General features: G+C 68.5%; 17 protein-coding genes (1 of these 17 only partly in view). 13 read left to right on the forward strand and 4 right to left on the reverse strand.

Going from position 1 to position 26,188, the window contains the following annotated elements; translation table 11 throughout:
- The 4 genes in view from AB0L97_RS05895 to AB0L97_RS05910 are tightly spaced (at most 58 nt apart) and all read left to right on the forward strand, a layout consistent with a single transcriptional unit that may run on beyond the window.
- Window positions 1-8,752, forward strand: the 3' portion of a protein-coding gene (locus AB0L97_RS05895; protein WP_364425654.1) for a thioester reductase domain-containing protein. 3,161 nt of this gene lie to the left of the window's left edge; the window shows 8,752 of its 11,913 coding nt (coding positions 3,162-11,913); the start codon falls outside the window, past its left edge; its stop codon occupies window positions 8,750-8,752.
- Window positions 8,749-10,572: a thioesterase domain-containing protein gene (locus AB0L97_RS05900; protein ID WP_364425657.1), complete on the forward strand. Its 1,824-nt coding sequence runs from the start codon at window positions 8,749-8,751 to the stop codon at window positions 10,570-10,572. The genes AB0L97_RS05895 and AB0L97_RS05900 overlap by 4 nt, the downstream gene beginning before the upstream one ends.
- 15 nt (window positions 10,573-10,587) lie before the next feature.
- Window positions 10,588-11,001, forward strand: a complete 414-nt coding sequence (locus AB0L97_RS05905) for a hypothetical protein (RefSeq protein WP_355077954.1) — start codon at window positions 10,588-10,590, stop codon at window positions 10,999-11,001.
- Window positions 11,002-11,059: 58 nt separating this feature from the next.
- Window positions 11,060-11,785, forward strand: coding sequence for a hypothetical protein (locus AB0L97_RS05910; RefSeq protein ID WP_364425659.1), 726 nt, complete (start codon window positions 11,060-11,062; stop codon window positions 11,783-11,785).
- On the opposite strand, the gene AB0L97_RS05915 is transcribed toward AB0L97_RS05910, so the two are convergent.
- Window positions 11,763-12,491: a polyprenol monophosphomannose synthase gene (locus AB0L97_RS05915; protein WP_364425661.1), complete on the reverse strand. Its 729-nt coding sequence runs from the start codon at window positions 12,489-12,491 to the stop codon at window positions 11,763-11,765. The two genes, AB0L97_RS05910 and AB0L97_RS05915, sit on opposite strands and share 23 nt — an antisense overlap.
- 116 nt (window positions 12,492-12,607) lie before the next feature.
- On the opposite strand from AB0L97_RS05915, the gene gmd reads away from it, so the two are divergent.
- The 8 genes from gmd to AB0L97_RS05955 are packed head-to-tail and all read left to right on the forward strand — an operon-like array spanning window position 12,608 to window position 22,457.
- Entirely contained in the window at window positions 12,608-13,630 is a 1,023-nt protein-coding gene (gene gmd, locus AB0L97_RS05920) for a GDP-mannose 4,6-dehydratase (RefSeq protein WP_355077957.1), read from the forward strand.
- A complete protein-coding gene (locus tag AB0L97_RS05925; protein WP_356966203.1) occupies window positions 13,627-14,880 on the forward strand; it encodes a class I SAM-dependent methyltransferase in 1,254 nt (417 codons plus the stop codon). The genes gmd and AB0L97_RS05925 overlap by 4 nt, the downstream gene beginning before the upstream one ends.
- A gap of 1 nt (window position 14,881) precedes the next feature.
- Window positions 14,882-15,829 (forward strand): GDP-mannose 4,6-dehydratase, encoded by a 948-nt coding sequence (locus tag AB0L97_RS05930; protein ID WP_356966202.1) that lies wholly within the window; start codon window positions 14,882-14,884, stop codon window positions 15,827-15,829.
- A gap of 1 nt (window position 15,830) precedes the next feature.
- Window positions 15,831-17,015: a class I SAM-dependent methyltransferase gene (locus tag AB0L97_RS05935; protein ID WP_355077960.1), complete on the forward strand. Its 1,185-nt coding sequence runs from the start codon at window positions 15,831-15,833 to the stop codon at window positions 17,013-17,015.
- 4 nt (window positions 17,016-17,019) lie between these two features.
- A complete protein-coding gene (locus AB0L97_RS05940; RefSeq protein WP_364425665.1) occupies window positions 17,020-18,198 on the forward strand; it encodes a nucleotide disphospho-sugar-binding domain-containing protein in 1,179 nt (392 codons plus the stop codon).
- A gap of 55 nt (window positions 18,199-18,253) precedes the next feature.
- The gene (locus AB0L97_RS05945) at window positions 18,254-19,822 is read left to right on the forward strand and encodes a glycosyltransferase family 87 protein (protein ID WP_355077962.1); all 1,569 of its coding nucleotides are present in this window, start codon (window positions 18,254-18,256) and stop codon (window positions 19,820-19,822) included.
- Window positions 19,819-21,096: an NAD(P)-binding domain-containing protein gene (locus tag AB0L97_RS05950; RefSeq protein ID WP_364425668.1), complete on the forward strand. Its 1,278-nt coding sequence runs from the start codon at window positions 19,819-19,821 to the stop codon at window positions 21,094-21,096. The genes AB0L97_RS05945 and AB0L97_RS05950 overlap by 4 nt, the downstream gene beginning before the upstream one ends.
- Before the next feature lie 11 nt (window positions 21,097-21,107).
- On the forward strand, window positions 21,108-22,457 hold the full coding sequence (locus AB0L97_RS05955) for a cytochrome P450 (protein WP_364425670.1): 1,350 nt from the start codon (window positions 21,108-21,110) through the stop codon (window positions 22,455-22,457).
- 125 nt (window positions 22,458-22,582) lie between these two features.
- Here AB0L97_RS05955 and AB0L97_RS05960 read toward each other — a convergent pair whose 3' ends face one another.
- On the reverse strand, window positions 22,583-23,536 hold the full coding sequence (locus AB0L97_RS05960) for an NmrA family NAD(P)-binding protein (protein WP_364425672.1): 954 nt from the start codon (window positions 23,534-23,536) through the stop codon (window positions 22,583-22,585).
- Window positions 23,537-23,670: 134 nt separating this feature from the next.
- Between AB0L97_RS05960 and AB0L97_RS05965 the strand changes: the two genes are divergently transcribed.
- Window positions 23,671-24,183 (forward strand): helix-turn-helix domain-containing protein, encoded by a 513-nt coding sequence (locus tag AB0L97_RS05965; RefSeq protein ID WP_355077966.1) that lies wholly within the window; start codon window positions 23,671-23,673, stop codon window positions 24,181-24,183.
- Window positions 24,184-24,424: 241 nt separating this feature from the next.
- Here the strand turns inward: AB0L97_RS05965 and AB0L97_RS05970 are convergent, their stop codons facing one another.
- On the reverse strand, window positions 24,425-25,348 hold the full coding sequence (locus AB0L97_RS05970; RefSeq protein WP_364425675.1) for an NADP-dependent oxidoreductase: 924 nt from the start codon (window positions 25,346-25,348) through the stop codon (window positions 24,425-24,427).
- A gap of 73 nt (window positions 25,349-25,421) precedes the next feature.
- Entirely contained in the window at window positions 25,422-26,147 is a 726-nt protein-coding gene (locus tag AB0L97_RS05975; RefSeq protein WP_364425677.1) for an SDR family NAD(P)-dependent oxidoreductase, read from the reverse strand.
- Window positions 26,148-26,188: the final 41 nt, after the last annotated feature.

Raw genomic sequence — 26,188 nt, forward strand, 5'->3', positions numbered from 1 at the left:
CGCGAACCGCACCTCCTACACCCTCGGTCTGCGTGGACCGAGCCTCACCGTGGACACCGCGTGTTCGGCGTCGCTGACCGCACTGCATCTGGCGCGGCGCAGCCTGCTCGACGGCGAATGCGACGCGGCGCTCGTCGGCGGGGTGAACCTGTTGCTGCACGAGGACAAATTCCTGCTGCTGCACAGCCTGGGCATGATGTCCGAGAGTGGCCGGTGCAGGCCCTTCGCCGCGAGCGCCGACGGCTACGTGCCCGGCGAAGGCGTCGGGGCGCTGTATCTGAAGCCGCTGTCGGCCGCCCGCGCCGACGGCGACACCATCCACGGCCTGATCCTCGGCAGCGCGGTGAATCACGGCGGGCAGACCTCCGGGTACAGCGTGCCGCATCCAGGGGCGCAAGCCGACGTGATCGGCGAGGCCCTGCGCGCCGCCGGGGTCGACGCCGCCGCGATCGACTACCTCGAGGCGCACGGAACCGGGACACCGCTCGGCGATCCGATCGAAATAGCCGGGCTTGCCGCCGCTTTCGGCAGGAACGACGGCGGCCGCTCCCGCGCACTCGGGTCGACGAAGTCGAACATCGGGCACCTGGAAGCGGCTGCGGGCGTCGCGGGTCTCACCCGCGTGCTGTTGCAGCTGCGTCACGGCCGGATCGCGCCGACATTGCATGCCGCACAGGTCAATCCGGCCATCGCGTTCAACTCGGTGCCGTTCCGCTTACCGCGTGAACTGGAGGATTGGCCGCGCCGCACCGTCGACGGCGTCGCGGTGGCGCGGCACGCGGGTATCAGCGCCTTCGGGGCGGGCGGCGCCAACGCTCACGTGGTGCTCGCGGAGTTCATCGACGACCGAGTGCGTCCGGGCGCCACCGGTGAACCCGAGATCTTCGTGCTGTCCGCGCGCACTCCGGAGCGGCTGCGCCGCTATGCCGAAATCATGGCACGGCACTTCCGCACCCTCGACCCCGCGGATTTCCTCGACGCGGTGCGCACCTTGCAAGTGGGCAGGCCCGCACTGGCCCACCGGCTCGCGGTGGTCGCGTCCTCGCCGCTCGAGGTGGCCGACGCGCTCGATCAGTTCGGCGCCGACCAGCTCGGCCCCGTGGTCACCGGCAGCGTCGACGCACACACCCGGCCACCGCTGCACGCGCCCGCGGCGGACGACCGAGAGCTGGCCAGGCAGTGGGTCGCGGGTGCCGACGTCGACTGGCGTGGACGCGGCGGGCCGCGCCAGCGAATCCCGCTGCCCGGCTATCCGTTCGAGCGCACCGACTACTGGATCATCGCACCGCCGCGTGCGGGGTTCGATGCCGCGGTGGAGCGGTTCGACGCGTCCATCCAGCCCGCGGGCACAGTGGAGCCCGGTAAGGCCGAACTCGGCCGCTACGCGGCGATGCTGCTGTTCGCCACCTTCGCCGGAATGGGGCTCACGCCGGGGGAGTGGACCACGCGGTCGCTGGACGCGCGCCTTGGTGTGCGGCCCGAATTCGACCGGCTACGCACCAACTGCCTGGATATCCTGCGGCGACATGGGCTGGTGCGATGGCACGACGACCGGATCGAAGTGCCTGGTCCGCCACCCGGTACCGGCGGGATGCGCGCCGACCTGCTCGCGCGCTTCCCGGAGACCGAACCATACGTGGCCTTGCTCGATGCCTGCCTGGCCGCCTATCCGCGCGTACTGCGCGGCGAGATGTCCGCGACCGAGGTGCTGTTCCCCGGCGGGGACCTCGAACTGGTCGGCGCGATCTATCGCGGCAACGCCGCCTACGACTTCACCAACGGATTGCTCGCCGGATTGGTGTCGGACGTGGCGCAGCGGCATGGCGAGACCCGGCCGCTGCGGATCGTGGAAGTCGGCGCGGGCACCGGCGGTTCCACGCACGCGGTGCTCGACGCGCTCACCGAACGCGGGATCGCGTTCGACTATCACTACACCGACGTATCGCACAGTTTCGTCGCGCACGGCCGACGCACCTTCGGTACGCGGTCGAACGTGCGGTTCGGCGTGCTGGACATCGAGACGGATCCGATCGCGCAAGGCTTCCGCGCACACCAGGCCGATCTGGTGATCTGCGCCAACGTCCTGCACGCGACGCGGTCGATCGACGCGACGTTGCGCAACGTCCGGCGGCTGCTCGCGCCCGGTGGCGTGCTCGCCTGCACCGAAGCGACCGCCGACCTCGAGGTTCTCGCGCTGACGTTCGGCCTGCTGGAGGGCTGGCACGCGTATCGCGATCCCGAGGCGCGTCTCCCGTATTCGCCGTTGCTGTCCGAATCGCAGTGGCGGGACGCCATGAGTGCGGCGGGTTTCTCTGAAATCCGCGCCTGGGGTCCCGGCCTGTCGGAGGACCCGGAGCCGAGTTTCCGGTTGCTGGCAGCGGTCAGCGCCACCACGCTGCCCGCTGTCGCCTTACCCCCGGCCGATGTGCAGCCCGCCACCGCGCGAGTCGGCCTCGCCGATACCGAGAACCCGCCCGCCGGTGCGCGGCCGGACGCGGAACCGGCCACCGTGAGTGGTGCGGCCGCCCTGGAAGCCGAACTCGTCGCCCTCGTCGCCGAGGGCCTCGGTGTCGGGCGCGGCGAGGTGCGCGCGGAGCTGCCGCTGTCGGACTACGGCGTCGATTCCATTCTCGCGGTGAAGATCATCGATCGAGTCAACGCCCGCTACGACTTGGCGCTGCGACCCACGGTGGTGTTCGACCATCCGTCGGTGCGGCTGCTCAGCAGGCACATGGCCGAACAAGGCGCTTCCGCTCCTCGAACCGCCACCGCGCCGCCCGCACGGCCCAGCGAAAGGTCAACATCGATGGACATCGCCATCATCGGCATGTCCGGGCAGTTCCCGGGCGCGGCGAACCTCGAGGAGTTCTGGCGCGATCTCGCCACAGGGCGGGACGCGGTGACCGAGATCCCCGCCGGACGCTGGCCGATCGCTGAGCATTTCCGTCCCGGCCTGGCGACGCCGGGCAAGACCTACTCCAAGTGGGGCGGCTTCCTCGACGGCGTCGAGGAGTTCGATCCGGCGTTCTTCGACATAGTGCCTGCCGAAGCCGATTACATGGACCCGCAGCAGCGGCTGTTCCTGGAACACAGCTGGCTGGCCCTGGAAGACGCCGCCATCGACCCGAAGTCGTTGCGGCGCACCCGCTGCGGCGTTTTCGCCGGGTCACCCGGATCGGACTACGCCACCCTGCTGCGCAACCGCGGAACGGTCGGCTCCCATCACGTGTTCACCGGTAACAGCCCGGCCATCCTGCCTGCCCGCGTGGCCTATCACCTGGATCTCACCGGCCCATGTCTCGGTCTGGACACCGCTTGTTCCTCGGCGCTGGTCGCGTTGCACCAGGCATGCCGCAGTCTCACCGCAGGGGAGTCGGAGCTGGCGCTGGCCGGGGGTGTCGCGGTGTTCGTGACACCCGAATACCACCTGCTCGCCTCCTCGATGGGCATGCTCTCACCACGCGGGCGATGCGCGAGTTTCGATGCCGACGCCGACGGTTTCGTGATCGCGGAGGGTGTCGGCGTGGTGGTGCTCAAGCCGTTGGCCGCCGCCGAACGCGACGGCGACCCGATCCACGGGGTGATCCGCGGGATCGGCGTCAACCACGACGGCCGCACCAACGGCATCACCGCACCCAGCGTTCGTTCGCAGACCGAACTGGAACTGGCGGTGTATCGCGACGGCGGGATCGATCCGTCCACCATCGGTTACGTCGAAACGCACGGCACCGGAACGCGGTTGGGCGACCCGATCGAACTCGAGGCACTCACCGCGGCGTTCCGTCGCTACACCGACGCGGTCGGCGTCATCCCGGTGGGATCGGTGAAATCGAACATCGGGCACGCCTCGCACGCCGCGGGCATGGCGAGCCTGTTCAAGGTGCTGCTGGCCATGCGCGCCGGACAGGTGCCGCCGTCGCTGCACGTCGCTTCGGTGAATCCGCTGCTCGGATTGGAGCAGTCGCCGTTCTTCGTCAACACCGAACTGCGGGCCTGGGACGGCGCGCCACGCCGAGCCGCGATCAGTTCCTTCGGTTTCAGCGGCACCAACGCGCACCTGGTGGTCGACGGCGCACCGGCCGTAGCGACCGCACGGCGTGCGGGGCCCGGGGAACCGCAGGTGGTGGTGCTCTCCGCGCGCAGCGCTACGAGCCTGTCGCGGATGGCGCGGACGCTGCGCAGGCAGCTCACGGCGCATCCGAATCTGTCGCTCGCCGACGTCGCGCGCACGCTCGCGGTCGGGCGCAGCGAATTCGAGCATCGGCTCGCGGTGGTCGGGGATTCGGTGGATGCGGTCGTGGCCCGGCTTGCCGCCTTCGCCGACGGCGACCGGCCTGCCGGGGTCTACACCGGAACGACCGACACCCCCGCCGCGGACCGCGACACTGCCACCGTGCTGGACGACCCGGAGGCGGTGGCACGGCAATGGGTCGAGGGCGGGCACGTCTCACATGCGGGCTGGGCCGACCCGGCCGCGCGCCGTATCCATCTGCCCGGCTACGAGTTCGACCGGGAACGGTGCTGGGCACCGGACATGAGCGCCCCTTCGTCCGAGCACACGGCGCGCCCGTCGCACAGCTCCGTTGTCGGCGAAGCCCAGGACCTCGCCGCGACGCAGCGCACCGCAGCCCCATCGACCGGCGCGGCGCCCCGCGAGCTCAGCACCGCCGCAGCGGTGGCATCCGGCACGTCAACGGTCGAGACGGCACTCGATGGACCCGCGACATCCTCGCAAGCTGTCGGAGGCTCGTCGGTGCCCGCGACACAGACGGCCGCTGCGCTCCAGGACAACAGCGCGCTCCAGAACCCTGCCGACGATCGGGCTCGTGGACTTGCTGCGCCTGATCATGCCCAGCCCACACCGCCGGACCCCACGCAGCGACGGCAGTCCGCCGAGACCTACCTCAAAGGCCTGCTCGCCGAGTACTGCCGACTCGACCCGCAGCGGATCCGCACCCGAATCCCGCTGCAGGACTATGGCATCGACTCGGTGCTGATCAGCAAGATGAACGACCGGCTGGAAACCGACTTCGGACCGATGCCGAGCACGCTGATGTTCGAATACCAGACCGTTCGCGACCTCGCGGGCTACCTCGCCGACGAGCACGGGCCGCGTCTGGCCGCCATCACCGACGACACGACGACCGCAACCGCGGCATCCGGCGGCGCACCCGCGTCGGTGGGCTCGGTCGCCTCCGAGCCCACCGCTCCCGCCGAGCATTCCGCCGACGACGCGGACGACGCCGAGGACATCGCCGTCATCGGCATGGCGGGCAAGTTCCCGATGGCGGGGGACATCGAGGAGTTCTGGGCCAACCTGGTCGCCGGTCGCGACTGCATCGTCGAGGTGCCGCCGCAACGCTGGGATCACCGCGAATACCTGTCCGACGATCCCGACGAACCGGGCACCACCTACGCGCGCTGGGGCGGATTCATCGACGACGTCGACAAGTTCGACGCTCGCTTCTTCGGCATCACCCCCAAAGACGCCGAGGAGATGGACCCGCAGCAACGGCTGTTCCTCGAAACCTCCTGGGCGGCTCTGGAAGACGCGGGTTACTCGCCCGATCGGGTACGCCGCAGCGCCGCCGCACGCGGCCTGCCGGATGCCGGCGTCTTCGCCGGGGTCGGATACGCCGAGTACCAGGCGTTCGTCGGCGTGCCGATCTCGGGGTATTTCGCGGTGGCGAATCGGGTGTCCTACCACTTCGGCTTCACCGGCCCGTCTCTCGCGGTCGACACGGCGTGCTCGGCGTCGCTGACCGCGCTGCATCTGGCCTGCGAGAGTCTGCGCCGCGGCGAAGCGGCCTACGCGCTGGCCGGTGGGGTGAACGTGTCCATCCATCCCGGCAAGTACTTGCTGCTCGGCTACGGCCGCTGGGCATCCACCGACGGCCGCTGCCGGACGTTCGGCGCGGGCGGCGACGGCTACGTGCCGGGCGAGGGTGTGGTCACGTTGGTCCTCAAACCGCTGCGGCACGCACGCGCCGACGGTGACCGCGTTTACGGCGTGATCCGGGGCAGCACCGTCAACCACGGCGGACGCACCAACGGGTTCACCGTCCCCAACCCGGTCGCCCAGGCCGACCTCATCGGCCGAGCCCTGACCGCGGCACGCGTCGACGCGGCCGACATCGGCTACGTGGAAGCCCACGGCACCGGTACCGCGCTGGGCGACCCGATCGAGATCGCCGCCCTCACCAAGGCCTATCGGCGCTCGACAGCGGAGCAGGGCTACTGCGGCATCGGCTCGGCGAAATCCAGTGTCGGACATCTGGAAGCGGCGGCGGGCGCGGCGGGCGTGGTCAAGGCGCTGCTCCAACTGCGCCACGACACCATCGCGCCCAACCTGCACAGCGATCCACCGAACCCGGGAATCGACTTCGCGGCGACACCGTTCCACGTCATCGATCGGCCCACACCCTGGCCGCGCCCCGTCGACGGCACACCACGCGTCACCGCCGTCAGCTCGTTCGGCGCGGGAGGCTCCAACGCCCACATGATCCTCACCGACGCCGAGCCCGTGGCGGCAACGCCGGAAGATGGGCGGCCGAGGATCGTGGTGTTGTCCGCCCGCGACGCCGACCGGCTCGCGGAGCTGGCCGCCCGCACCGCCGATCGGCTGCGCGATCACCCTCTCGCCCTGCCCGATGTGGCGTGGACGCTGGCCGTCGGCCGGACACCGTTCGAACATCGACTCGCGGTGGTCGCCACCTCGACGGCCGAACTCGTCGAACTACTCGACAGCACAGCCGATGCCGGCGCACCCGCACCGGCGGAGGGACTACTGGTCTTCCGCGGCGTGGCCCGCACCCACCGCGACCTCGACGAGCTGCCCGGCGAATCGGATGCCGACCGCGCCGAAGTGCGCGCCCTGCTGCGGTCGGGCAACCTGCCGCGAGTCGCGGAACTGTGGGCAGGCGGATGGACCGTGGACTGGGAACAGGGCTACGAGCAGCCGTTCGGCCGGATCGTGGGTCTGCCCGGTTATCCGTTCGCCCGGCGCAGTTACTGGATCGTGCCCGAGGACTACCGCAGACGAACACCGCACGTGGTCGCGAAGACGGTGGTCACGCAGGAGATCGAGCCACCGCAGTCGGAGCAGCGCAACGGGCACTCACCGAACGGCACAGCGCTTCAGGACGTTGCGGCACCGCCGGAACCGGTCGAAACGCCCACCGCCGAAGTCGCCGCACCGGCCGTCGCCGAGTCCTCCGGTGACGAATTCGACAGCGAGTTGTGCGACCGGCTCGCCGAGCACATCCGGGAGATCTTCGCCGATCTGACCAAGTCCGACCCGGCCGAGCTCGACCTCGACGCGGAATTCGCCGACTTCGGATTCGACTCGGTGGCCACCGTCCGGATGCTCAACCGGCTGATGAAGCACTACGACGTCAAGATCCCGGCGGAATCGACCGAGCTGCATCCGACGATCGCGTCGCTGTCGCACTATCTGGTGGCCGAAGGCATCATCTCCGGCACGGCACACGACGACGCTCCGCGCCCGACCGTGGCCGCCGCGGCCACAGCGGCCCAGCAGGACATCCCCGTGGTGACGACAGAGGTCCCGATCCCGGTGCGGTCGGTCTTCATCACCGGCGTGACCGGCGTGCTGGGCGGCAAGCTGCTGCACGATCTGCTCACCCGCACCGACGTCCGGGTGACCTGCCTGGTGCGCGGCAAGACCGTGGACGCGGCCGAGCGGCGGATCAAGCACTTCCTGAGCACCTACGACCCGGAGTCGACCCTCGACGAGGCGTTCGCGCAGCGCGTCACCGCGGTGCTCGGCGACGTCTCGAGCGAACGGCTCGGCCTGGACGAGGTCACCTGGCGGCGGCTGGCCGACGACGTGGACTTGACCATCCACGCCGCGGGCCGCACCACCTTGGTCACCTTCTACGACGCCCTGGCCCCGATCAACGTCGAAGGAACCCGTCGCGCGGTGGAATTCGCGTTGCGCTCGCGCGGCAAGTACCTGGTGTACGTGTCGAGTTTCAGCGCGCTGGGCGATCGGCTCAATTTCAACAACCCGCCGTTCACCGAGCGGGATCTCGAACTGGGTCAGGGCTACGACCATCTGCCCTACCAGCAGACCAAATACGAGTCGGAGAAGCTGATCCGGGAGGCGAGCGAACGCGGACTGCTGTGGGACATCGTTCGCCCCGGCAACATCATGGGCGACAGCCGGACCGGCCGGTACCCGTTCTCCGAGGTCAGCGTCAAAGGCGCGTACTACGACATCCTCAAGACGATGATCGAGACCGGCGAGACGATGCTGACGCCGGTGCACTGGGACATCAGTCCGGTCGACTACGTCAGCGCCGCGATCGTGCACATCGCCACGCGCCGCGCCACCTACCGGGAGACCTACCACCTGACCAATCCGGACATCCGGCGCTACTACGACGTGGTCCGCTACGTCCAGCGTGCCGGGTACGAGGTGGCGTTGGTGCCGCTGGAGGAATTCCACCGCAGGGCCACCGACCGGCAGATCTACCGGCTGGGCACCGACGAGGTGTACGACAGCCAGACCCTGGAGATGTTCAAGTACGGCATCGAACTGTTCGGCACCATCCACTACGAGGAGAGTTCCTACGCCGACTGCACCTACACCCGGCGGGTGCTCGGCGCGGCGGGCATCGACTGCCCGCCGACCGAGGACCTGGTGCGGGTGTACCTGGCGCACTGCGCCGAGGTGGGCTACATCCCCGCACCCCGCGGGGCCGAGCCGACCGCGGAGGTGCTGCGGTGAGCTGCACGATCGTCTTCCCGGGGCAGGGTGCGCAGCGCACCGGGATGGGAGCGGATTTCTGCGCCGAATTCCCGCTCGCGCGAGACACTTTCGCCGAAGCGAGCGCCGCGGTGGGCGAGGACCTGCTGCGGATCTGCGTCGAGCGGGATCCGCGACTGCATCGCACGGAGTACACCCAGCCGTGCGTGCTGACGATGGAGATCGCCGCCTACCGGGTGCTGGTGAGCGAATCCGGCTGGCAGCCCGTCGCTTTCGGCGGGCACAGTCTCGGCGAGTACGCCGCGCTGGTCGCGGCGGGCGTCTTCGAACTCGCCGACGGGGTACGGCTGGTGCGCACGCGCGGCGCGCTGATGCAGCGCGCGGTGCCGGAGGGCGCGGGCGCGATGGCCGCGCTGATCCTGCCGGGCATCGCCGACTCGGGGGTGGCCGATCTGGTAGCCGAGGCGGGCGTCGAGGTGGCCAACGACAATTCCACCGATCAGCTGGTCATCAGCGGTGAACGCGACGCCGTCGCGGCCGCCCGTGTCGTGCTCGGCGAGCGCTTCCCGGAACTGCGGTTCGTCCCGTTGCGGGTCAGCGCGCCGTTCCACTCCCGCTGGATGCGCGGCATCGAGGACGAGTTCGCGGGGCATCTGGCCGAATGCACACCGCGCATACGGGCTGAGCGCGCGGTCGCGGTGACCTCGAACTACACCGGGGAGTTCCATCGGCCCGAAACCCTCGCCGAGCATCTGGTCCGCCAGATCTCCGCCCCGGTGCGCTGGACGGCGAACATGCGAGCGTTGCTGCGCTCGGGCACACCCCGCTACGAGGTGGGCCCGTCGGCACCGCTGTCGAAGTTCTTCGCGACGCTGGATGCCCCGGTGACCCGGATCGCGACGGTAGCTGATGTACGTGCGCTGCCCCTATCGAAAGCCGCTCCGGCTGAGACGGTCTCGGCGATTTCCTCGGCAGCCGCACTGACAGCGGCTGCGCCGGTCACACCGAGAACGGCTATGCCGGTCGCACCGGAATCCGCTCCGGCTGCGATGACCTCTCCGACGGCGGTTGCGGCGCAACCAATTCGCGAGGCGCAAGGGCTGACCATCCATCGCAAGAGCGCCGCGACGCCGAGCCTGCGGTTGTTCTGCTGGCCCTTCGCCGGCGGCAAGGCGGCGGCCTACACGCCGTGGCGGCGCCAGCTGCCCGACTGGATCGAGCTGTGCGTTCTGGAACTGCCTGCCCGCCAACGGCATCTGGCGCAGACGCCGATCCGGCGATTCACCGATCTGGTCGAGACGGCGTTGACCGCGGTGCTGCCGCTGACCGATCTTCCGTTCGCGTTCTTCGGCCACAGCCTCGGCGCGCTGGCCGCCTACGAGGTCGCCCGCCGCCTGCCCGAGGGGATCGCGCCACGCGCGTTGTTCCTCGGTGGTGCGGTGGCCCCGCATCTCCCCAGGCCGGGTCGGTTGTCGGAGCTACCGGACCACGAGTTCGTCGCGGCGGTAGGCCATTACGGCGGCATCCCGCCGGAAGTGCGCGAGACCCCGGAGGTGATGGCGCTGTTCCTGCCCGCGTTGCGCAGCGACTTCGAGATCTTCGACGACTACCGATTCACACCCGCCGCCGCGCCGTCGTGCCCGGCCCACCTGTTCGGTGGTCGCGACGACCGCCAGGTCGCGGTCTCCCAGCTGGAGGCCTGGCGCGACGTCCTGCCTGGACTGCGCTCCACCGAGCTGCTGCCCGGCGGCCACTTCTTTCTCGTCGAGCAGCGGGCAGCGCTGCTCGACTCGCTCGCGGACAAGCTCGCCGCTGTCCGCCCCGACGCGGTATCCGCCTGATGAAGGGATTCACTAATGAAGGTCGAAGTCCTCACCCCGTCGTGCAACCTCGACACCGTCCGCGACGGGCGCGGTGGCATTTTCACCTGGGTCCCGCCGGAACCCCTGCTCGAGTTCAACCTGATCTACATGCACCCCGGCAAGGTGCGCGGCCTGCACTACCACCCGCATTTCGTCGAGTACCTGCTGTTCGTCGAGGGCAACGGCGTGCTGGTGACCAAGGACGACTACGCGGATCCGGACTGCCCGGAGGAGTTCATCCATGTGGGCAAGGGCATCTGCACGCGCACGCCGATCGGGGTGATGCACACCGTGTACTCGATCACCCCGCTGACCTTCGTCGCGATGCTGACCAAGCCGTGGGACGAGTGCGATCCGCCGATCGTGCAGGTGGCGCCGCTGCCACACACCTTGGAAGGCAAGTCGTGAGCGGCCGAATATCGGTGCGGCCGACCAGCGCGGCCGCCCGTGCCGGGCAGGACCTCGCATGAGCGGGATGCGGGTGGCGGTGCTCGGCGCCGCGGGATACGTGGGCACCGCACTGGTCGAGGCGCTCGGCAGGACGCGGCGATGGGAGGTCGTGCCCGTGGTGCGCGACGACCACGAATCCCACTGCACAGCAGGTCGTTACGACGTGCTGATCAACGCCGCCTGCCCGTCGAAGCGGTTCTGGGCCGAGCAGCATCCCGGCGACGATCGCCGGGAGACGGTGGACAAGACGCGCCTGCTGCGCGAGCAGTGGCGCTGGGACCGGTTCGTGCAGATCAGCAGCATCTCCGCACGGACCCAGCTGGACACGGTCTACGGCCGCCATCGCGCGGAGGCCGAGCGAATGTGTTCCGGCCGCGACACTTTCGTCGTCCGGCTGGGCCCGATGTACGGCGGCGACTACCGCAAGGGTGTGCTGGCCGACATGGCCGCCGACCGTCCGGTGTTCGCCAGCGGCCGCTCCCGGCAGAGTTTCGCCCCGGTGGACTGGTGCGCCGACTGGATCGCCGCCCACCTGGAGGACACCGGCCTGCGCGAGGTCGGCGCACGCACCACCGTGACGCTGGCGGAGGTACGCGACGCGGTGGGCTCGTCCTCGCAGTTCGCCAAAAATGTTGTCGACGACCAGTTCCCGACCACCGCCACCGGCCCGGACTGGCCGGAGGCGGCGGCGGTGATCGACTGGCTGACCGGGCGGAGGGTCAGCGATGCGCGGGCGAGGTGACGCGATGCCTGCCGGGGCGCAGGTACTTCTCCGCGCACAGCACCAGCAGGAAACGCACGCTGGTCGCGACATCGCGGGTGCGCATCTTGGAGGCGCCCGCGGTGCGGTTGAGGACGTGGATCGGCACCTGTTCGATCCGGAAACCATTGGCGGCGAGGATGTAGAGACTTTCGAAGAAGAAGGAGTAGCCGTTCGAGCGAACGCGATCGAAAGCCGCCACCGGAATCGTGTCCAACCGGTAGTATCGGAACGCGCCGGTGGCATCGTAGGGCATCCGCAGCAGTGTCACGGTGAGAAAATGCCCGACCCGGGTGAGGACCTTGCGGAAGGGAGTCCAGTCGGCGAGGCTGTCCTCTTTCAGATAGCGCGATCCGACCACGATGTCGAAACCGTCGGAAGCGGCGCGCAATGCCGGAAGATACGACGGCGGATGCGCGAAATCGGAATCCATCGTGATGATGTGCGCATATCCCTGCGCGTATGCCCAGCGGATACCGGCCTGGTGTGCGGAGCCCACGCCCTGCCGTCCCGCCCTGTGCAGCACGTGGATGCGGGGCGCGTGCTGTCGGGCCAGCTCATCGAGCAGATCTCCGGTGCCGTCCGGGGAATTGTCGTCGACGAACAGGACGTCGAAATCGGAGCCCTGTTCCAGGATCTGAGCGAGCAACGGGCCCACGTTGCGACGCTCGTTGTACGTCGGAATCATTACCAGAGTTTTTTCGGAGGCCGCGCTCATGCAATCGAATTCTAATACCGGCGGCGGCCGAAAGATAGGTATTGCCCGCCATTTGACGACCGGTTAGTCTCGGGGCTGGAGGTTTGATGAGAAAGGCACTGATAACCGGCATCACCGGCCAGGACGGGTCTTATCTGACAGAATTCCTGTTGCAGCAAGGATATGAGGTGCACGGGATTGTCAGGCGTGCGTCGAATTTCAATACCGACCGCATAGACCACCTGTATTCCGATACCCATTCCCAACGCCGGCTGTTCCTGCACTACGGGGATCTGATGGATTCCAGCAGTCTCAACCGGATCCTGGAGGACGTACGACCGGCGGAGATCTACAACCTGGGCGCGCAGTCGCACGTGCACATCTCGTTCCAGATCCCGGAGTTCACCGCGGAGACCAACGCGATCGGCACACTGCGCATCCTGGACGCCATCCGCAAGACCGGCATCGCGACCCGCTTCTACCAGGCTTCGTCCTCGGAGCTCTACGGCGGCCTGCACGACGTGGCGCTCAGCGAGCGCACGCCGTTCCATCCGCGCTCGCCGTACGCGGTGGCGAAGCTGTACGCGTACTGGATCACGGTCAATCATCGCGAGGCCTACGGGATGTACACGGTCAACGGCACCTTGTTCAACCACGAATCACCTAGGCGCGGCGAGGTTTTCGTCACCCGCAAGGTGACAAGGGGCGCGGTGCGCATCGCGCAGGGCAAACAGGAGAAGTTGTTCATCGGCAACCTGGACGCCCGCCGGGACTGGGGATACGCCAAGGAGTACGTCGAGGCGATGTGGCTCATGCTGCAACAGTCCGAACCCGACGACTACGTGATCGCCACCGGCGAGACGCACAGCGTGCGCGAGCTGTGCGAGACCGCGTTCGCCGCCACCGGTGTCGAATTGATCTGGGAAGGAACCGGATTGACCGAGAAGGGGATCGACCGGCGAACCTCGCGAGTGCTCGTCGAGGTCGATCCGACCTATTTCCGCCCCGCAGAGGTGCATCATCTCACCGGTGACCCGAGCAAGGCGCGCGAGAAGCTCGGGTGGCAGCCCCGGACGAGTTTCACCGAACTCGTCGAGTTGATGGTCGCCCACGATATGGAGAACGCGTGACGCAAGCAGTGGCGGTGCAGGGCTGCCGGGTGTGCGGGAACACCCGGCTCGAAACGGTCGTCGACCTCGGCACGATGGCGTTGACGGGAGTGTTCCCGGCCACCGATCCCACCGAGGTGCCGCGCTACCCCTTGGAGTTGGTGCGCTGCGTGCCCGAAGGCAGCGAGGAGTGCGGGCTGGTGCAGTTGCGCCACACCGCGGACTTCGGCGAAATGTATTCGCCCGGCTACGGATACCGCTCCGGGCTGAATCGATCGATGATCGAGCACCTCGCCCACCGGGTGGACAGGATTCGGCAGCGGGTGCCGCTGTCACCGGACGACGTGGTGATCGACATCGGCAGCAACGACGCGACGTTGCTGCGCGCCTATCCGGAAGGGTCGGCGACGATTCTGGGCATCGACCCGCTGGGGGAGAAGTTCCGCCGGTTCTATCCGCCGCACGTGCGGTTGGTGACCGGCTACTTCGACCACGAGCTGGCCGAATCGGTGCTCGAGGGGCGGCGGGCCAAGGTGATCACCTCGATCGCCATGTTCTATGACGTCCCGCGCCCGCTGGAGTTCATGCGCGCGGTGTACGACAACCTCGCCGACGACGGCATCTGGGTGCTCGAACAGAGCTATCTGCCCGCGATGCTGGCCACCACCTCCTACGACACCATCTGTCACGAGCACCTCGAGTACTACACCCTCGACCAGATCGAGTGGATGGCGCGGCGGTGCGGATTCGTGGTGCTCGAGGTGGAACGCAATACCGTCAACGGCGGCAGCTTCGCACTCACACTCGGCAAGCAAGGGGTGGCCTCGCCTGCCGACGCCGCCGCGCTGGATCGGATGCGCCACGAGGAGTCCGCGCTCGGGTTGCACACCTCGCAGCCGTACGCGGAATTCGCCAAACGGGTCGACCAGCACCGCGAACAGGTCCGGGAGTTCTTCGACCGCTCCCGCAAGGCCGGTCTGCGCACGCTCGGGTACGGAGCCTCCACGAAAGGCAACGTGGTGCTGCAGCACTGCGGGATCGGGCCGGAGGATCTGGCGTGCATCGCGGAGGTCAACGACGACAAGTTCGGCAAGTTCACCCCCGGCAGCGCGATCCCGATCGTGTCCGAGGAGCAGGCGCGTGCCATGGCGCCCGACCAGTTCTTCGTGCTGCCCTGGCATTTCCGCACCATGATGCTGGAGCGGGAGAGCGCTTTCCGCGCGGCGGGCGGGCGGTTGGTGTTCCCGCTGCCGGAACTGGACGTGGTGTGAGATGACCATCGTCGTCACGGGCGCGGCCGGGCAGGACGGCACGCTGCTGTCGGACCTGCTCGCCGGGCGCGGCGAGCGCGTGCTGCGCATCGGCCGCGACGGCCCGGTCGACATCACCGACGCCGCCGCGGTCGAGGAACTCGTCGCCGCCGAACGCCCCCGGCAGGTCTACCTGCTGGCGGCGGTGCAACATTCCTCGCAGGACGACCACGGCGACCCGCACGAGCTGGCCCGCGCCTCGCATCGGGTCAACACGCTGCCGGTGCAGCATTTCGCGGAGGCGATCGATCGCCACCGCACCGGCACCCGCCTGTTCTACGCGGCCTCGTCGCACGTCTTCGGCTCCGACGGCGACGCGGTGTGCGACGAGAACAGCGGGCTGCGGCCGGACTCCATCTACGGGGTGACCAAAGCGGCCGGCCTGCTGGCCTGCCGCGCCTACCGTGCCCGCGGCGTCTTCGCGGCGGCCGGCATCCTGTTCAACCACGAATCTCCGCTGCGTGCAGAGAAATTCGTCACCCGCAAGATCGTGCGCGCCGTCGCCCGGATCCAGCGCGGTGAGACCGGCACGGTGGAGGTGGGCAGGCTGGACGCGGGCGCCGACTGGGGATACGCGCCGGACTACGTCGAGGCGATGACGCGGATCCTGGCGCTCGACGAGCCGGAGGAGTTCGTCGTCGCCACCGGCGAACACCACACGGTCGCGCAGTTCTGCGCGGCGGCGTTCGGGATGGCCGGACTGGACTGGCACGACCATGTCCGCGAACGGTCCTCGGTGCTCACCCGCGGCGGGCGACCGCGAGTGGGTGAGTCGAGGAAGTTGCGCGCGCGGACCGGGTGGCGCCCTTCGGTGGATTTCCACGGCATGGTGCGGGCCATGCTCGTCGCCGAGGGCGTGCGCCTTGCTGAGCAATCGAGGCCGGTACGCACCGGCGGAACGGATGGATGACGTGACCCTGAACGACGAGAACGTTCTCGCCGCCCACTTGATCTCCGTCGCCGACGGCGTCCCCGAGGAGACCGCCGCCCGGATCGGCGAGATCGGCACCGAGACCGTCGCCGACGCGGTGCTGAAGGAGATCGCCTGGCGCGCGGGCTACGGCGCGCGCCCTGGACAACCGGTGACCGCGGTGTTCGAGCTGACCCACGAGGGCAAACAGCTGGACTACCTGGTCACCTTCGGCGCCGACGACCCCGCGATCGCCCCGGGCACCCTGGAGGATCCGTGGCTGGTGGTGCGCCAGGATCTGGTGGAGTTGCTGCGCGCGGTCTACGGACCGCCCGACGCCGCCCTGGGCACCCGCGCCATCACGATCAAGGACGAGCCGGGGCCGGGCAGTTTCGCGCCCGACGACCCGTGGCGATTGGCCCGCGACGCCGCCGCCGTCGCCGCCGACCGCATCGTCACCGCCTGCCGTCCCCACCACTACGACCTCGACGCGCTGTCGCTGCACTTCGGTTCGGACAAGTGGGGCGGGCACTGGTACACCCAGCACTACGAGCGGCATTTCGCGCCGCTGCGCGACAGCCGGATCCGCATCCTCGAACTGGGCATCGGCGGATACACCGCCCCCGACGTCGGCGGTGCGTCGCTGCGGATGTGGAAGCAGTACTTCCGCCGCGGCCTGGTGTTCGGGCTGGACTACTTCGACAAGTCCGGCATCGCCGAGCCGCGCCTGCAACCCCTGCGCGGCGATCAGGGCGATCCGGCGTTTCTCGACGGGCTCGGCGACTCGCTCGGCCCGTTCGACATCATCATCGACGACGGCAGCCACATCAGTGGCGACGTGATCGCCTCGTTCGGTGCGCTGTTCGCCCACCTGCGGCCGGGCGGACTGTACGTGGTGGAGGACACTCAGACCTCCTACTGGTCGGGCTGGGGCGGAAGCAGCACCGCGACCGACGATCCGGCCACCACCATCGGTTATCTGAAAACCCTGGTGGACGCCCTGCACCACCAGGAATTCGAGAAGGAATCCGGCCGAGCGGCAGGCGCTTTCGACGACTGGATCGGGGCGCTGCACTTCTACCACAACATCGTGGTGATCGAAAAACGCCGCAATGCCGAGCAATCGGCTCCATCATGGGTGCCTCGGCACACCAATCCGATGGAGTGGATGAAGCCGAAGGAGTGATCGGATGAAGTTTCTAGTCGTGCCGGTGCCCTCGTCGGGCCATCTGCTGGCGATGGTGCCGTTCTGCTGGGCGCTGCGCCAGGCAGGCCACGAAGTGCTGGTCGCTTCGCGCGACGACGTGACGGCGACAGCGCTGCGCTCGGGGCTCAACGCCGTCGAGGTGACCGCGCTGAACGTGCCGATGGACCAGTTGCGTACCCAGGTGAACCCGGGCATGTTCCCGCTGCCGCTGTTCGCCGACCGCGACCGGTCCAGCGGACAGGGCCTGTGGCAGATCGCCGCGCAGAACTGGCACAACCACGCCCGCCAGTACCTCGAGACGTTCGCCGCGGTAGCCACCGACTGGGGCGCGGAGGTGATCCTCACCGACCCGCTGGCCACCATCGGCCGCGCGCTCGGCGCGCAACTGGATCTGCCGGTGCTGGTGCACCGCTGGGGCATCGACCCCACCGGCGGTCCCTTCACCGACCGCACCGCCGCACTCGCCGAGGAGGCGGGCACGCGGCTGGCCGACCCGGTCGCCGTGCTCGACATCTGCCCGCCGCGGCTGCAAGCGCCCGACGCCGCGCCGAGCATCCGGCTGGGCTACGTCCCGTTCAACGGCACCGGCGTGCTGCCGCCGTGGCACCGCAACGAGCACGGCCGCAAACGGATCGCGGTCTGCATGGGCGGCAGCACGCTCGGCCTGACCGGTCCCCGGCCGGTGGAGTCCGTGCTCGCCGCGCTGGCCGCCGTCGACGACGCCGAGGTCGTCGTCGCGCTCTCGGCACCGGACCGGGCCACGGTCGGCGAACTGCCCGACCATGTCCGTGTCGTGGAAGAGGTTCCGCTGAACCTCTTCCTGCCGGGCTGCGATCTGCTCGTGCATCACGGCGGCTCGACCACCGGCCTCACCGCGGGCTGGTTCGGCCTGCCGCAGTTGGTGCTGCCACAGATGTTCGACCAGTTCGATTACGCCAGAGGCCTGGTGCGCAGCGGGGCCGGGCTGACCGCAGAGACCGCTGCCGGGCAAGGCGACGTCGAGGCGCTCACCACCGCGATCCGCACGCTGCTGCGCGAGCCGCGTTTCCGCGCCGCCGCCGAACAGATCGGCGCCGACCTGCGCGCCGCGCCCGCACCGGGCGATGTGGTGTCCCAGGTTGTTCCGCTGCTGGCCGAGCACGCCGGAGCAGCGACCAGATAGACCGTCCGCGCGGCCCGAACCGGGCGGCGCGGGAACCGAAAGCCGTAGGTTGCAGATGATATCCAGGACATGGACCAGGTTCCGTGGTTCGCTCGACTACTACGCCGCGATGTACGCGGTGTTCGTGGTCGGCATTCTCGTCCCCGTCGTGATGATCGTGCTCGCGCTCACCGGCCTACCGGGCCCCGTGACCGCCGTGCTCGGCATCGTGTGCGCGGCGGTGCTGTTCGTGCTGTTCGTGCCGAGGGTGCCCGACGAGTGGCGGGAGGTGGTGCGCAGCAAACCGATCGTGGTGCGGGTGCTGTGGAGCCTGGTGATCGTGCTCGTCGTCGCGGTCCTGGCCCGGTTGACGCAGTTCATCCTCGACGCCGACAACGTGGACGCCTCGCTGTCGGCCGACGACGACTTCCTGGTCAAGAAGACCCACCTGTCCGGCTACATCAGCGGCGCGCTCATGGCCGAACACGACCCGGCCGGTCTCTACGACCGTCACCGCTACGAGTCGCCCCAGGCGGATTCGATCCTGCCCGCGGTGACACCACAGGATCGCGACGCCTACCTCTACCCGCCGCCGTTCCTGCTGCTGCCGCGATTGCTGCTGCTGTTCAGCCACGACTTCGCCACGCTGCGGGCGCTGTACTACTCGCTGTACGTGGCGATCGTGCTGGTGGCCATGTTCGCCATCGCCCGCTGGATCGGCGGCAGGCAGGGCGGGGTGCTGGCGGCGCTGACCCCGGTGGTGTGGATCAGCCTGCCGACGCTGGCGACCATGCAGATCGGCAACGTCCACGTGCTGGTGCTGTATGTCGGCGGTGCGGGCGCGATGGCGCTTTTCCATCTGCGGCGCAACATCTTCGGCGGCGCGGCGCTGGCGTTCGCGATCGTCGCCAAGGTGTCCCCGGCGATTCTGCTGGTCTATCTGCTGGTCCAGCGGCGCTGGCGGCCCGCGGCCTGGACGGCCGTGTTCGGCGGCCTGTATTCACTGGCGACGTTGGCGATCTTCGGTTGGGAGCCGTGGCGGCAGTTCTTGTCCGACGGCACCTGGAAGCGGCTGGCCAGCGGGGAGTTCCACCAGTTCGTGCTGGTCGAACGCGCCAATCAGCTGGTCAACTATTCGCCGTTCGGGCTGCCCTACAAGGCGAACATCATGGGCTGGGACATCGGCGATCCCGTCGGTCCCGCTCGCCTGATCACCAACGTCTACACCTTGCTGCTGCTGATCCTGGTGGCGGTCACCGCGGTGCGCATCCACCGGCGGCTGTCGGCGGGGGCCGAAGGGCCGCGGGTGCGCGCCGAGCAGCTGGCCATCTGGCTGGCGGTGCTGACGCTGGCGTCGTTCCGCGCGCCGTTCGGGCCGTGGGTGTACATCGCGGTGGGCGCGGTGTGGATGCTGGCGGTGTACGCGGGGCTGATGCGCGGCGGCAAACGCACCGTCGCCCTGCTGACGGTGGCCTGGCTGATCATCGCGGTCTACAACGAGAACGTCTACTTCACGCTGGTGGCGCAGACGATCATCTACGTGGCCTGCTTCTTCGTGGCCTGGCGGGCGAGCGCGGGCACCGAGCCGGAAGCAACGCCGCCGCAAGAGGACTCCCCGCGAACGGAACGGGTCTCCGCGGCATGAGCACCTATTGCGTGATCGGCGCGGGTGCGGCCGGTCTGGCGACCGCACGCGAATTCGCCGCGCACGGCTTGGATTTCGAGGTGCTCGAAGCGGCCGACGGTATCGGCGGGATCTGGGACGCCCGGCGCCCGGACTCGCCGGTCAGCCGCAACACGCACGTGATCGCTTCCAAAGGGGTGCAGGCGTTTTCGGGGTTCCCGATGCCCAATGACTATCCCGACTATCCCGGGCACGAACTCGTGCTGCGCTACCTCAACGCCTACGCCGACGCTTTCGAGCTGTGGCCGCGCATCCGGTTCAACACCGCGGTGCGGCACGTCGAGCCCGGCGATGACGGCTGGTCGGTGACGCTGGCCGACGGATCCGAGCGACGCTACGCGGGAGTCGTCATCGCCACCGGCCACGACCGCACCCCGCGCCGCATCGACATCCCCGGCTCGGGCACGGTGCCGGTGCTGCATTCGAGCGAGTACCGCGATCCCGAACAGGTGCTCGGCAAGCGGGTGCTGGTGATCGGGGCCGGGCAGTCGGCGGCCGACATCCTGTCCGACTGCGCGGTCAACGCCGCGCTGACCCTGCACAGCAGCAGGCGCGGGTTCTACTGCATGCCCAAGTACATGCTGGGCCGCCCGACCGACAGCATGCTGCAGGGCCGGATGTGGCGGCCGCTGCGCAAGCGGGCCTTCGAGCGGCTGTTCTCCTATCTGCGCGGCCGCTCCCGCTCGTTCGGGCTGCCGGTGCCCGATTTCGCCGAGGGCATCGTCATCCCGATGCTCGGCGACCAGTTGCACCACTACTACACGCACGGCGACATCACACCCAAACCCGACGTCACATCGATCGACGACGACCGGGTGACGTTCGCCGACGGCACCGAGGAGAAGGTCGACCTGGTGGTGCTGGCCACCGGGTTCGTGCCGAACTACCCCGTCGTCGACCGAACTCTGTTGAACTGGGCCGACGGCAGCCTGCGACCGGGTTTGTATCTCAACATCTTTCCGCCGCACACCCGGGACTTGTTCGTGATCGGGATGGTGCGCCCGATCGGCTCGCACTGGGACGTCTACGAGAAGCAGGCCGAGTTGGTCGCCGAATATCTGCGCGCCAAGGCGAACGACCCGGGGCGGGTCGAGCGTTTCGACCGCGCCACCCAGGGCCGCCAGCCCGACCTGTACGCCGGGCTGCGGCTCTATCACGCCGACCAGTACCCGCTGGTGGTGGAGAAACAGGACTACGTGAACCAACTGCGCAAGCACGCCAAGCTCTTGAAGTGAAAGGTCGGACCATGAAAGCACCCGGGCCCGGTCTGGTGGAAACCGGACGCATGCTGCCGAAACTGGCGAAGAACCCGCTGACGACGGTGGGCGCGTTGCTGGACGGCTACGGCGACGTCGTGCGGGTCAAGGCGGGCCCGATGCTGGTCTACCTCGTCGCGGATCCGGCGATGACCGAGTACGTCCTCAAGGACAACTACACCAACTATCGCAAGAGCCCGATCTACGACGAGTTCAGCATCCTGCTCGGCGACGGGCAGCTGACCACCAACAACCTGGAGTACTGGCGTAGACAGCGCAAACTCATCTCCCCGGCGTTCTCCCACTCGCACGTCAAGGGTTTCGCCGACGACATCACCGACAGCGCCGCGGCGATGCTCGACAGCTGGGACGCCGCGGCCGGAGAATTCCGCGACATCTACGACGACTACGTCAAACTGCTGCTCGCGGTGACCGGCCGGATCCTGTTCGGCATCGACCTGTCCACCGACACCACACAGGTGACCGACGCGATGCGCGCGGCGTTCGCGCTCATCATGAAGCGGGTGAACGCGCCGGTGAAGCTACCGCAGTCGTTCCCGACGCCGGAGGCCCGCCGGGTCGCGCGCAAGGTCGGCGAACTCGACGACGTGGTGCGCCATCTCATCGACGAACGCCGCCGCGGCGGCGACACCAGCGACGTGCTCACCGCGCTGGTGCGCGCTCGCGACGAGGGCGGGCAGGGCATGCGGGAGGAGGACTTGCTCAACGAGATCAAGACCTTGCTGGTGGCCGGTCACGAGTCACCGGCCAACGCGCTGTCGTGGGCGTGTTACCTGCTGGCCACCCATCCCGAGATCCAAGAGCGACTGGCCGAGGAGGTGCGCTCCGTGATCGGCGACCGCACGCCCACCTTCGCCGATCTGGGACAGCTCAGCTACTGCCGCATGGTGATCGAGGAGACGATGCGGCTGTATCCGCCCGCCTGGATCGTCGAACGCACGCCGATCGCCGATGACGAGATCGGTGGCTACCACGTGCCCGCGGGCGCGCGGGTCACGTTGTGCATGTACTACGTCCACCGCGACAAACGTTTGTGGGACGACCCGGAGCAGTTCCGTCCGGAGCGTTTCGCCGACGCCGCCGTGGCCGAACGGCACAAGTTCGCGTTCTTCCCGTTCTCCGGCGGCCCCCGCATCTGCCTGGGCAAGGACATGTCGATGACGGAGATGGTGCTGATCTTGGCCATGACGGTGCAGCGTTTCCGCCTCGAACTCGACGACACCCACCCGGTGGTGCCGCTGGCTTCGGTGAACCTGCGCCCGGAGTTCGGCATCCGCATCCGCCCGGTCCGCCGCGTCACCCAACCCGTCACGACCTGACCTCCCGCCGTGGCCGCACACTTCAGGAGCTTCGAGCACGCCTGACGGGGTGCCAGTGAGAATCGTGTCACCTGGTACATGAAGCGTTGCTGCCCACTAGTGCGCACACGCCGGGATCCGATGGATCAACGTCCGGGGGCCGCAACGAATTGGTGACTGTGTTCGCGGAGGAACTCGGCGAACGTCTGCGGCGAACGGCCGATGGCCTCGGTGAGTGCGGTGGTATCGACCGGCGGGGCCGAGGGCAGCTGGGAGAACATCGCGCCGATGGCCGAAATGTGCTGCGCCATGGCTGGATTGATGGATGGTTCGGTGCCGTTGTGTGCGAGGGCTTCCAGTTCGCGCTGCCATTGACCGGCAGGGATGGGGGTGTATCGGACCGGTGTTCGCGTTTCGGCTCCGATGAGAGCGGCGATCTCGGCGTGGCTGTGCACGGTCGCCCCCTGCGGGTAGAGCGTGGTGCCGCGAGGGTATCGCGCCGGGTCGGTCAGCGCCGCCACGGCGAGATCGGCGGCGTCGAGACCGCTGATCCACGGCACCGCCGCATCGCCGAAACTGTTGGCGAAGCTGCGGGTCTGGCGGATGGATCCGGCGTGCAACAGCACGATGTTCTCGTAGAACAGGGCCTTGATCCGTAAGATCGTCGGTTCCAGTCCCGCCCAGGACAGCACCTGTTCAGCGGCCCATTGCGCGCGTCCCAGCCCACTGGGGTTGTCGGGGGCCGAGACCGCCATGGACATCACGACCAGCCGCGGCGTGGTCTCGGCATGCCGGATCGCGGAGGCGAGATCGGCGGCGGCCTGCACGATGCCGGGAGCGACCGGATAGGTGAAATACACGGTGTCCACGTCCCGCACGGCCGCATCCAGCGTCCGGCGATCCAGCAGATCGCCCACGACGATTTGCGCGCCGAGAGCGCGAAGGCGTTGTGCGCGTGCGTCATCCGCGCGGACCAGCACGCGGACCGCGTGGTCGTGTTCACGAAGACGCCGCACGACATGTGAGCCGGTGCCGCCGTGTCGTCCGCCCGCACCGATGACGAGCGTGGTGGTTCGGGGGCTGTCGGGGGAGAAAGTCACAAGTGCGCCTTCCGATCGTTCACCAGGGTGAGATGTGGCAGCTCGTGGTCCGGCTGCGACGCCCACGCTAGAACCGGTAACTACTATTATGCAAGTTACTGTAGGGTTACTGTGGATGGCGAAAGGATCAGCAGGTGCGGCGAACGAGTTTCCAGGCGATGGGGTGCCCGATCGCGGGCGCTCTGGAGTATGTCGGCGACTGGTGGACGCTGCTGATCGTGCGCGACGCGCTGGACGGGTTCACCAGATTCGACGAGTTCGAACGCAACCTCGGCATCGCCCCGAATATGCTGACCAGGAGATTGCGCACTTTGGTCGAATCCGGGCTGCTCGAACGCAGGCGCTACAGCCAGTCCCCGCCCCGCTACGAGTACGTCATCACCGACAAGGGGCGAGACCTTTCTCCGGTCCTCGTCGCCCTGTACGCCTGGGGCCGCAAACACACGGGATCGGATGCGCCGAGCGTGGTCCTCACCGATCGCGACACCGGGGAGGAGGTCATGCCCGGCCTCGTGGACCAGCACAGCGGACGCCCCCTCTCGGCCGTCGACCTCGCCTTCCTCGCCGGCCCAGGGGCCGACGGTTTCATGCGTGAACGTCTCGACCCCGAGTTGCGGGAGGCGCGGCGCCGACGCGGCGCCAACTAAGCGCACGTCTCCTTTGACGGACTGATGCCAGACGGAAAAACCGCGCGGAGCAACGGCCTGATGTGCCGAGCCGCGACAGCCGCGGCTACCGCAACTCGATGCGGTTCGGCCCTTCGGACGCGTTCGAAGCCAGGACAGATCGGGATTCGCCTGGTCCGTCCGCGTTGCCCATCACCACGGAGGCACGCGCCGCGGCAATGAGCGAGGCCGTTCGGAGCAGGCTGCATTGTGTTGGCGCAGGTCAGGGCTCGAGCACGATCTTGCCGTGGGTGTGGCGGCGTTCGAGTTCGGTGTAGGCCTGGCGGACCTGCGCCAACGGGTAGACGTTCGCGATCGGGACTTCGAGGTGTCCGTCGGCGATCAGGGCGGCCAATTCGGCGAGCACCTCGGCGCCGGGCCTGGCGTCGGTTCCGGGTTCGGTTTTGACTCCGTACTTCGCGGCTGCCGCGAAATCGGCGATGGTGTCGATCCGTTCGACCGAGACGCCGAGAGCCAGGGCCAGTTCGACGTAGCCGCCGCCGTGGGTGTCGATGAAGGCATCGACGCCGCCCGGTGCGGCGGTCTCGATCCGTTCGGCGACGCCGGCTCCGTAGGCGACCGGAATCACGCCGTGGCTTTGCAGCCATTCGTGGTTGCGCTCGCTCGCCAGGCCGATCACGGTGGCTCCGGCACGGCGAGCGAGCTGTACGGCGAGCGAGCCGACTCCGCCGGCCGCCGCGGAGACCACAACGGCCTCACCCTGCCCGAGCTGTACGGAATGCACTGCCCGCCAGGCGGTCACGCCGGCGACGTAGAGGCCGCCCGCCACCTCCCATGAGACGTTGCGCGGTTTGGGTGTGAGGTTGTCGACGTCGACCAGGACCACCTCGGCCTGGGCGGCCCGCTTCTCGGAGAACCCGATCACCTCGTCGCCGACCGAGAATCGGTCGACTCCGGCGCCGACCTCGGCGACAACTCCAGCGAGGTCGCTGCCCTGCCCGGACGGAAATGTCGAGGGATAGATGTCGGCCATCGCGCCGGTACGGATGGCCGCCTCACCGGGATTGATGCCTGCCGCCCTTACCTGCACGAGGACCTGCCCGTCCTCGGGTACGGGCCGGTCGACGTCGTCGACCCGCAAGACCTCGATTCCGCCGAACTCGTCGTATCTGACTGCCTTTGTCATGGTCTTGCTTCTCCCTCGGCGCGCGGCGCGCAGCTGACGTCGAGAACGGGAACGGTGGGCACCGGTGTTCTTGTCACCAGGGCACTGTTCCGGCGTCGTCGAAGAATCCGCCGGTCGGTCCGTCGTCGGGCAGGGTCGCGAGGTGAATCGCGATGGCCGCGCCCTGTTGCGGTGTGCGGACGCCGCGAAAGCCGTTGAGGTCGGTGGCGGTGAAGCCGGGGCAGCCGGAGTTGATCAGGATTTTGGTGTCGCTGAGTTCCTTGACGTATTGGATCGTGAGGGCGTTGAGGAAGGTCTTCGACGCCAAGTAGGCGGCGGGAACCGGGCCCATGTCGATGCCGGGTGTGGTTTGCAGGGCGAGCGAGCCGACGCTGCTGGACATGTTGACGATTCGCGGTGAGGCCGAGGCGCGCAGCATCGGCAGCATCGCGTTGGTGACCCGAATGACCCCGATCACGTTGGTTTCCACGACGATTCGCACGGTCGCGGGATCGACGGTGGTCGGTGTCTGCGGCAGGTCGCCGGTGATCGCGGCGTTGTTGACCAGGACGTCGAGCCCGCCGGCCTGGTCGGCGATCATTTCGGCCGCCGCGGCCACACTCGCGTCGTCGGTCACGTCGAGCGGCACACCGAACGCATCGGTCCCGGCCGCGCGTAGCTTCTCCACCGCGGTGTCGCGGCGTCGCCGATCCCGCGCGCCCACACCGATTCGCCAGCCGAGCGCGCCCAGGCCGGCGGCGATCTCGTATCCGATTCCCTTGTTCGCGCCGGTCACCAGCGCGATCGTCTGTTCACTCACACCGTCGATCCTGCTGCGGCTGCGGGTGCGGCGTCCAAGAC

It is taken from the genome of Nocardia sp. NPDC051911 (assembly GCF_040681035.1).
In the GTDB taxonomy this organism is placed as follows: domain Bacteria; phylum Actinomycetota; class Actinomycetes; order Mycobacteriales; family Mycobacteriaceae; genus Nocardia; species Nocardia sichangensis.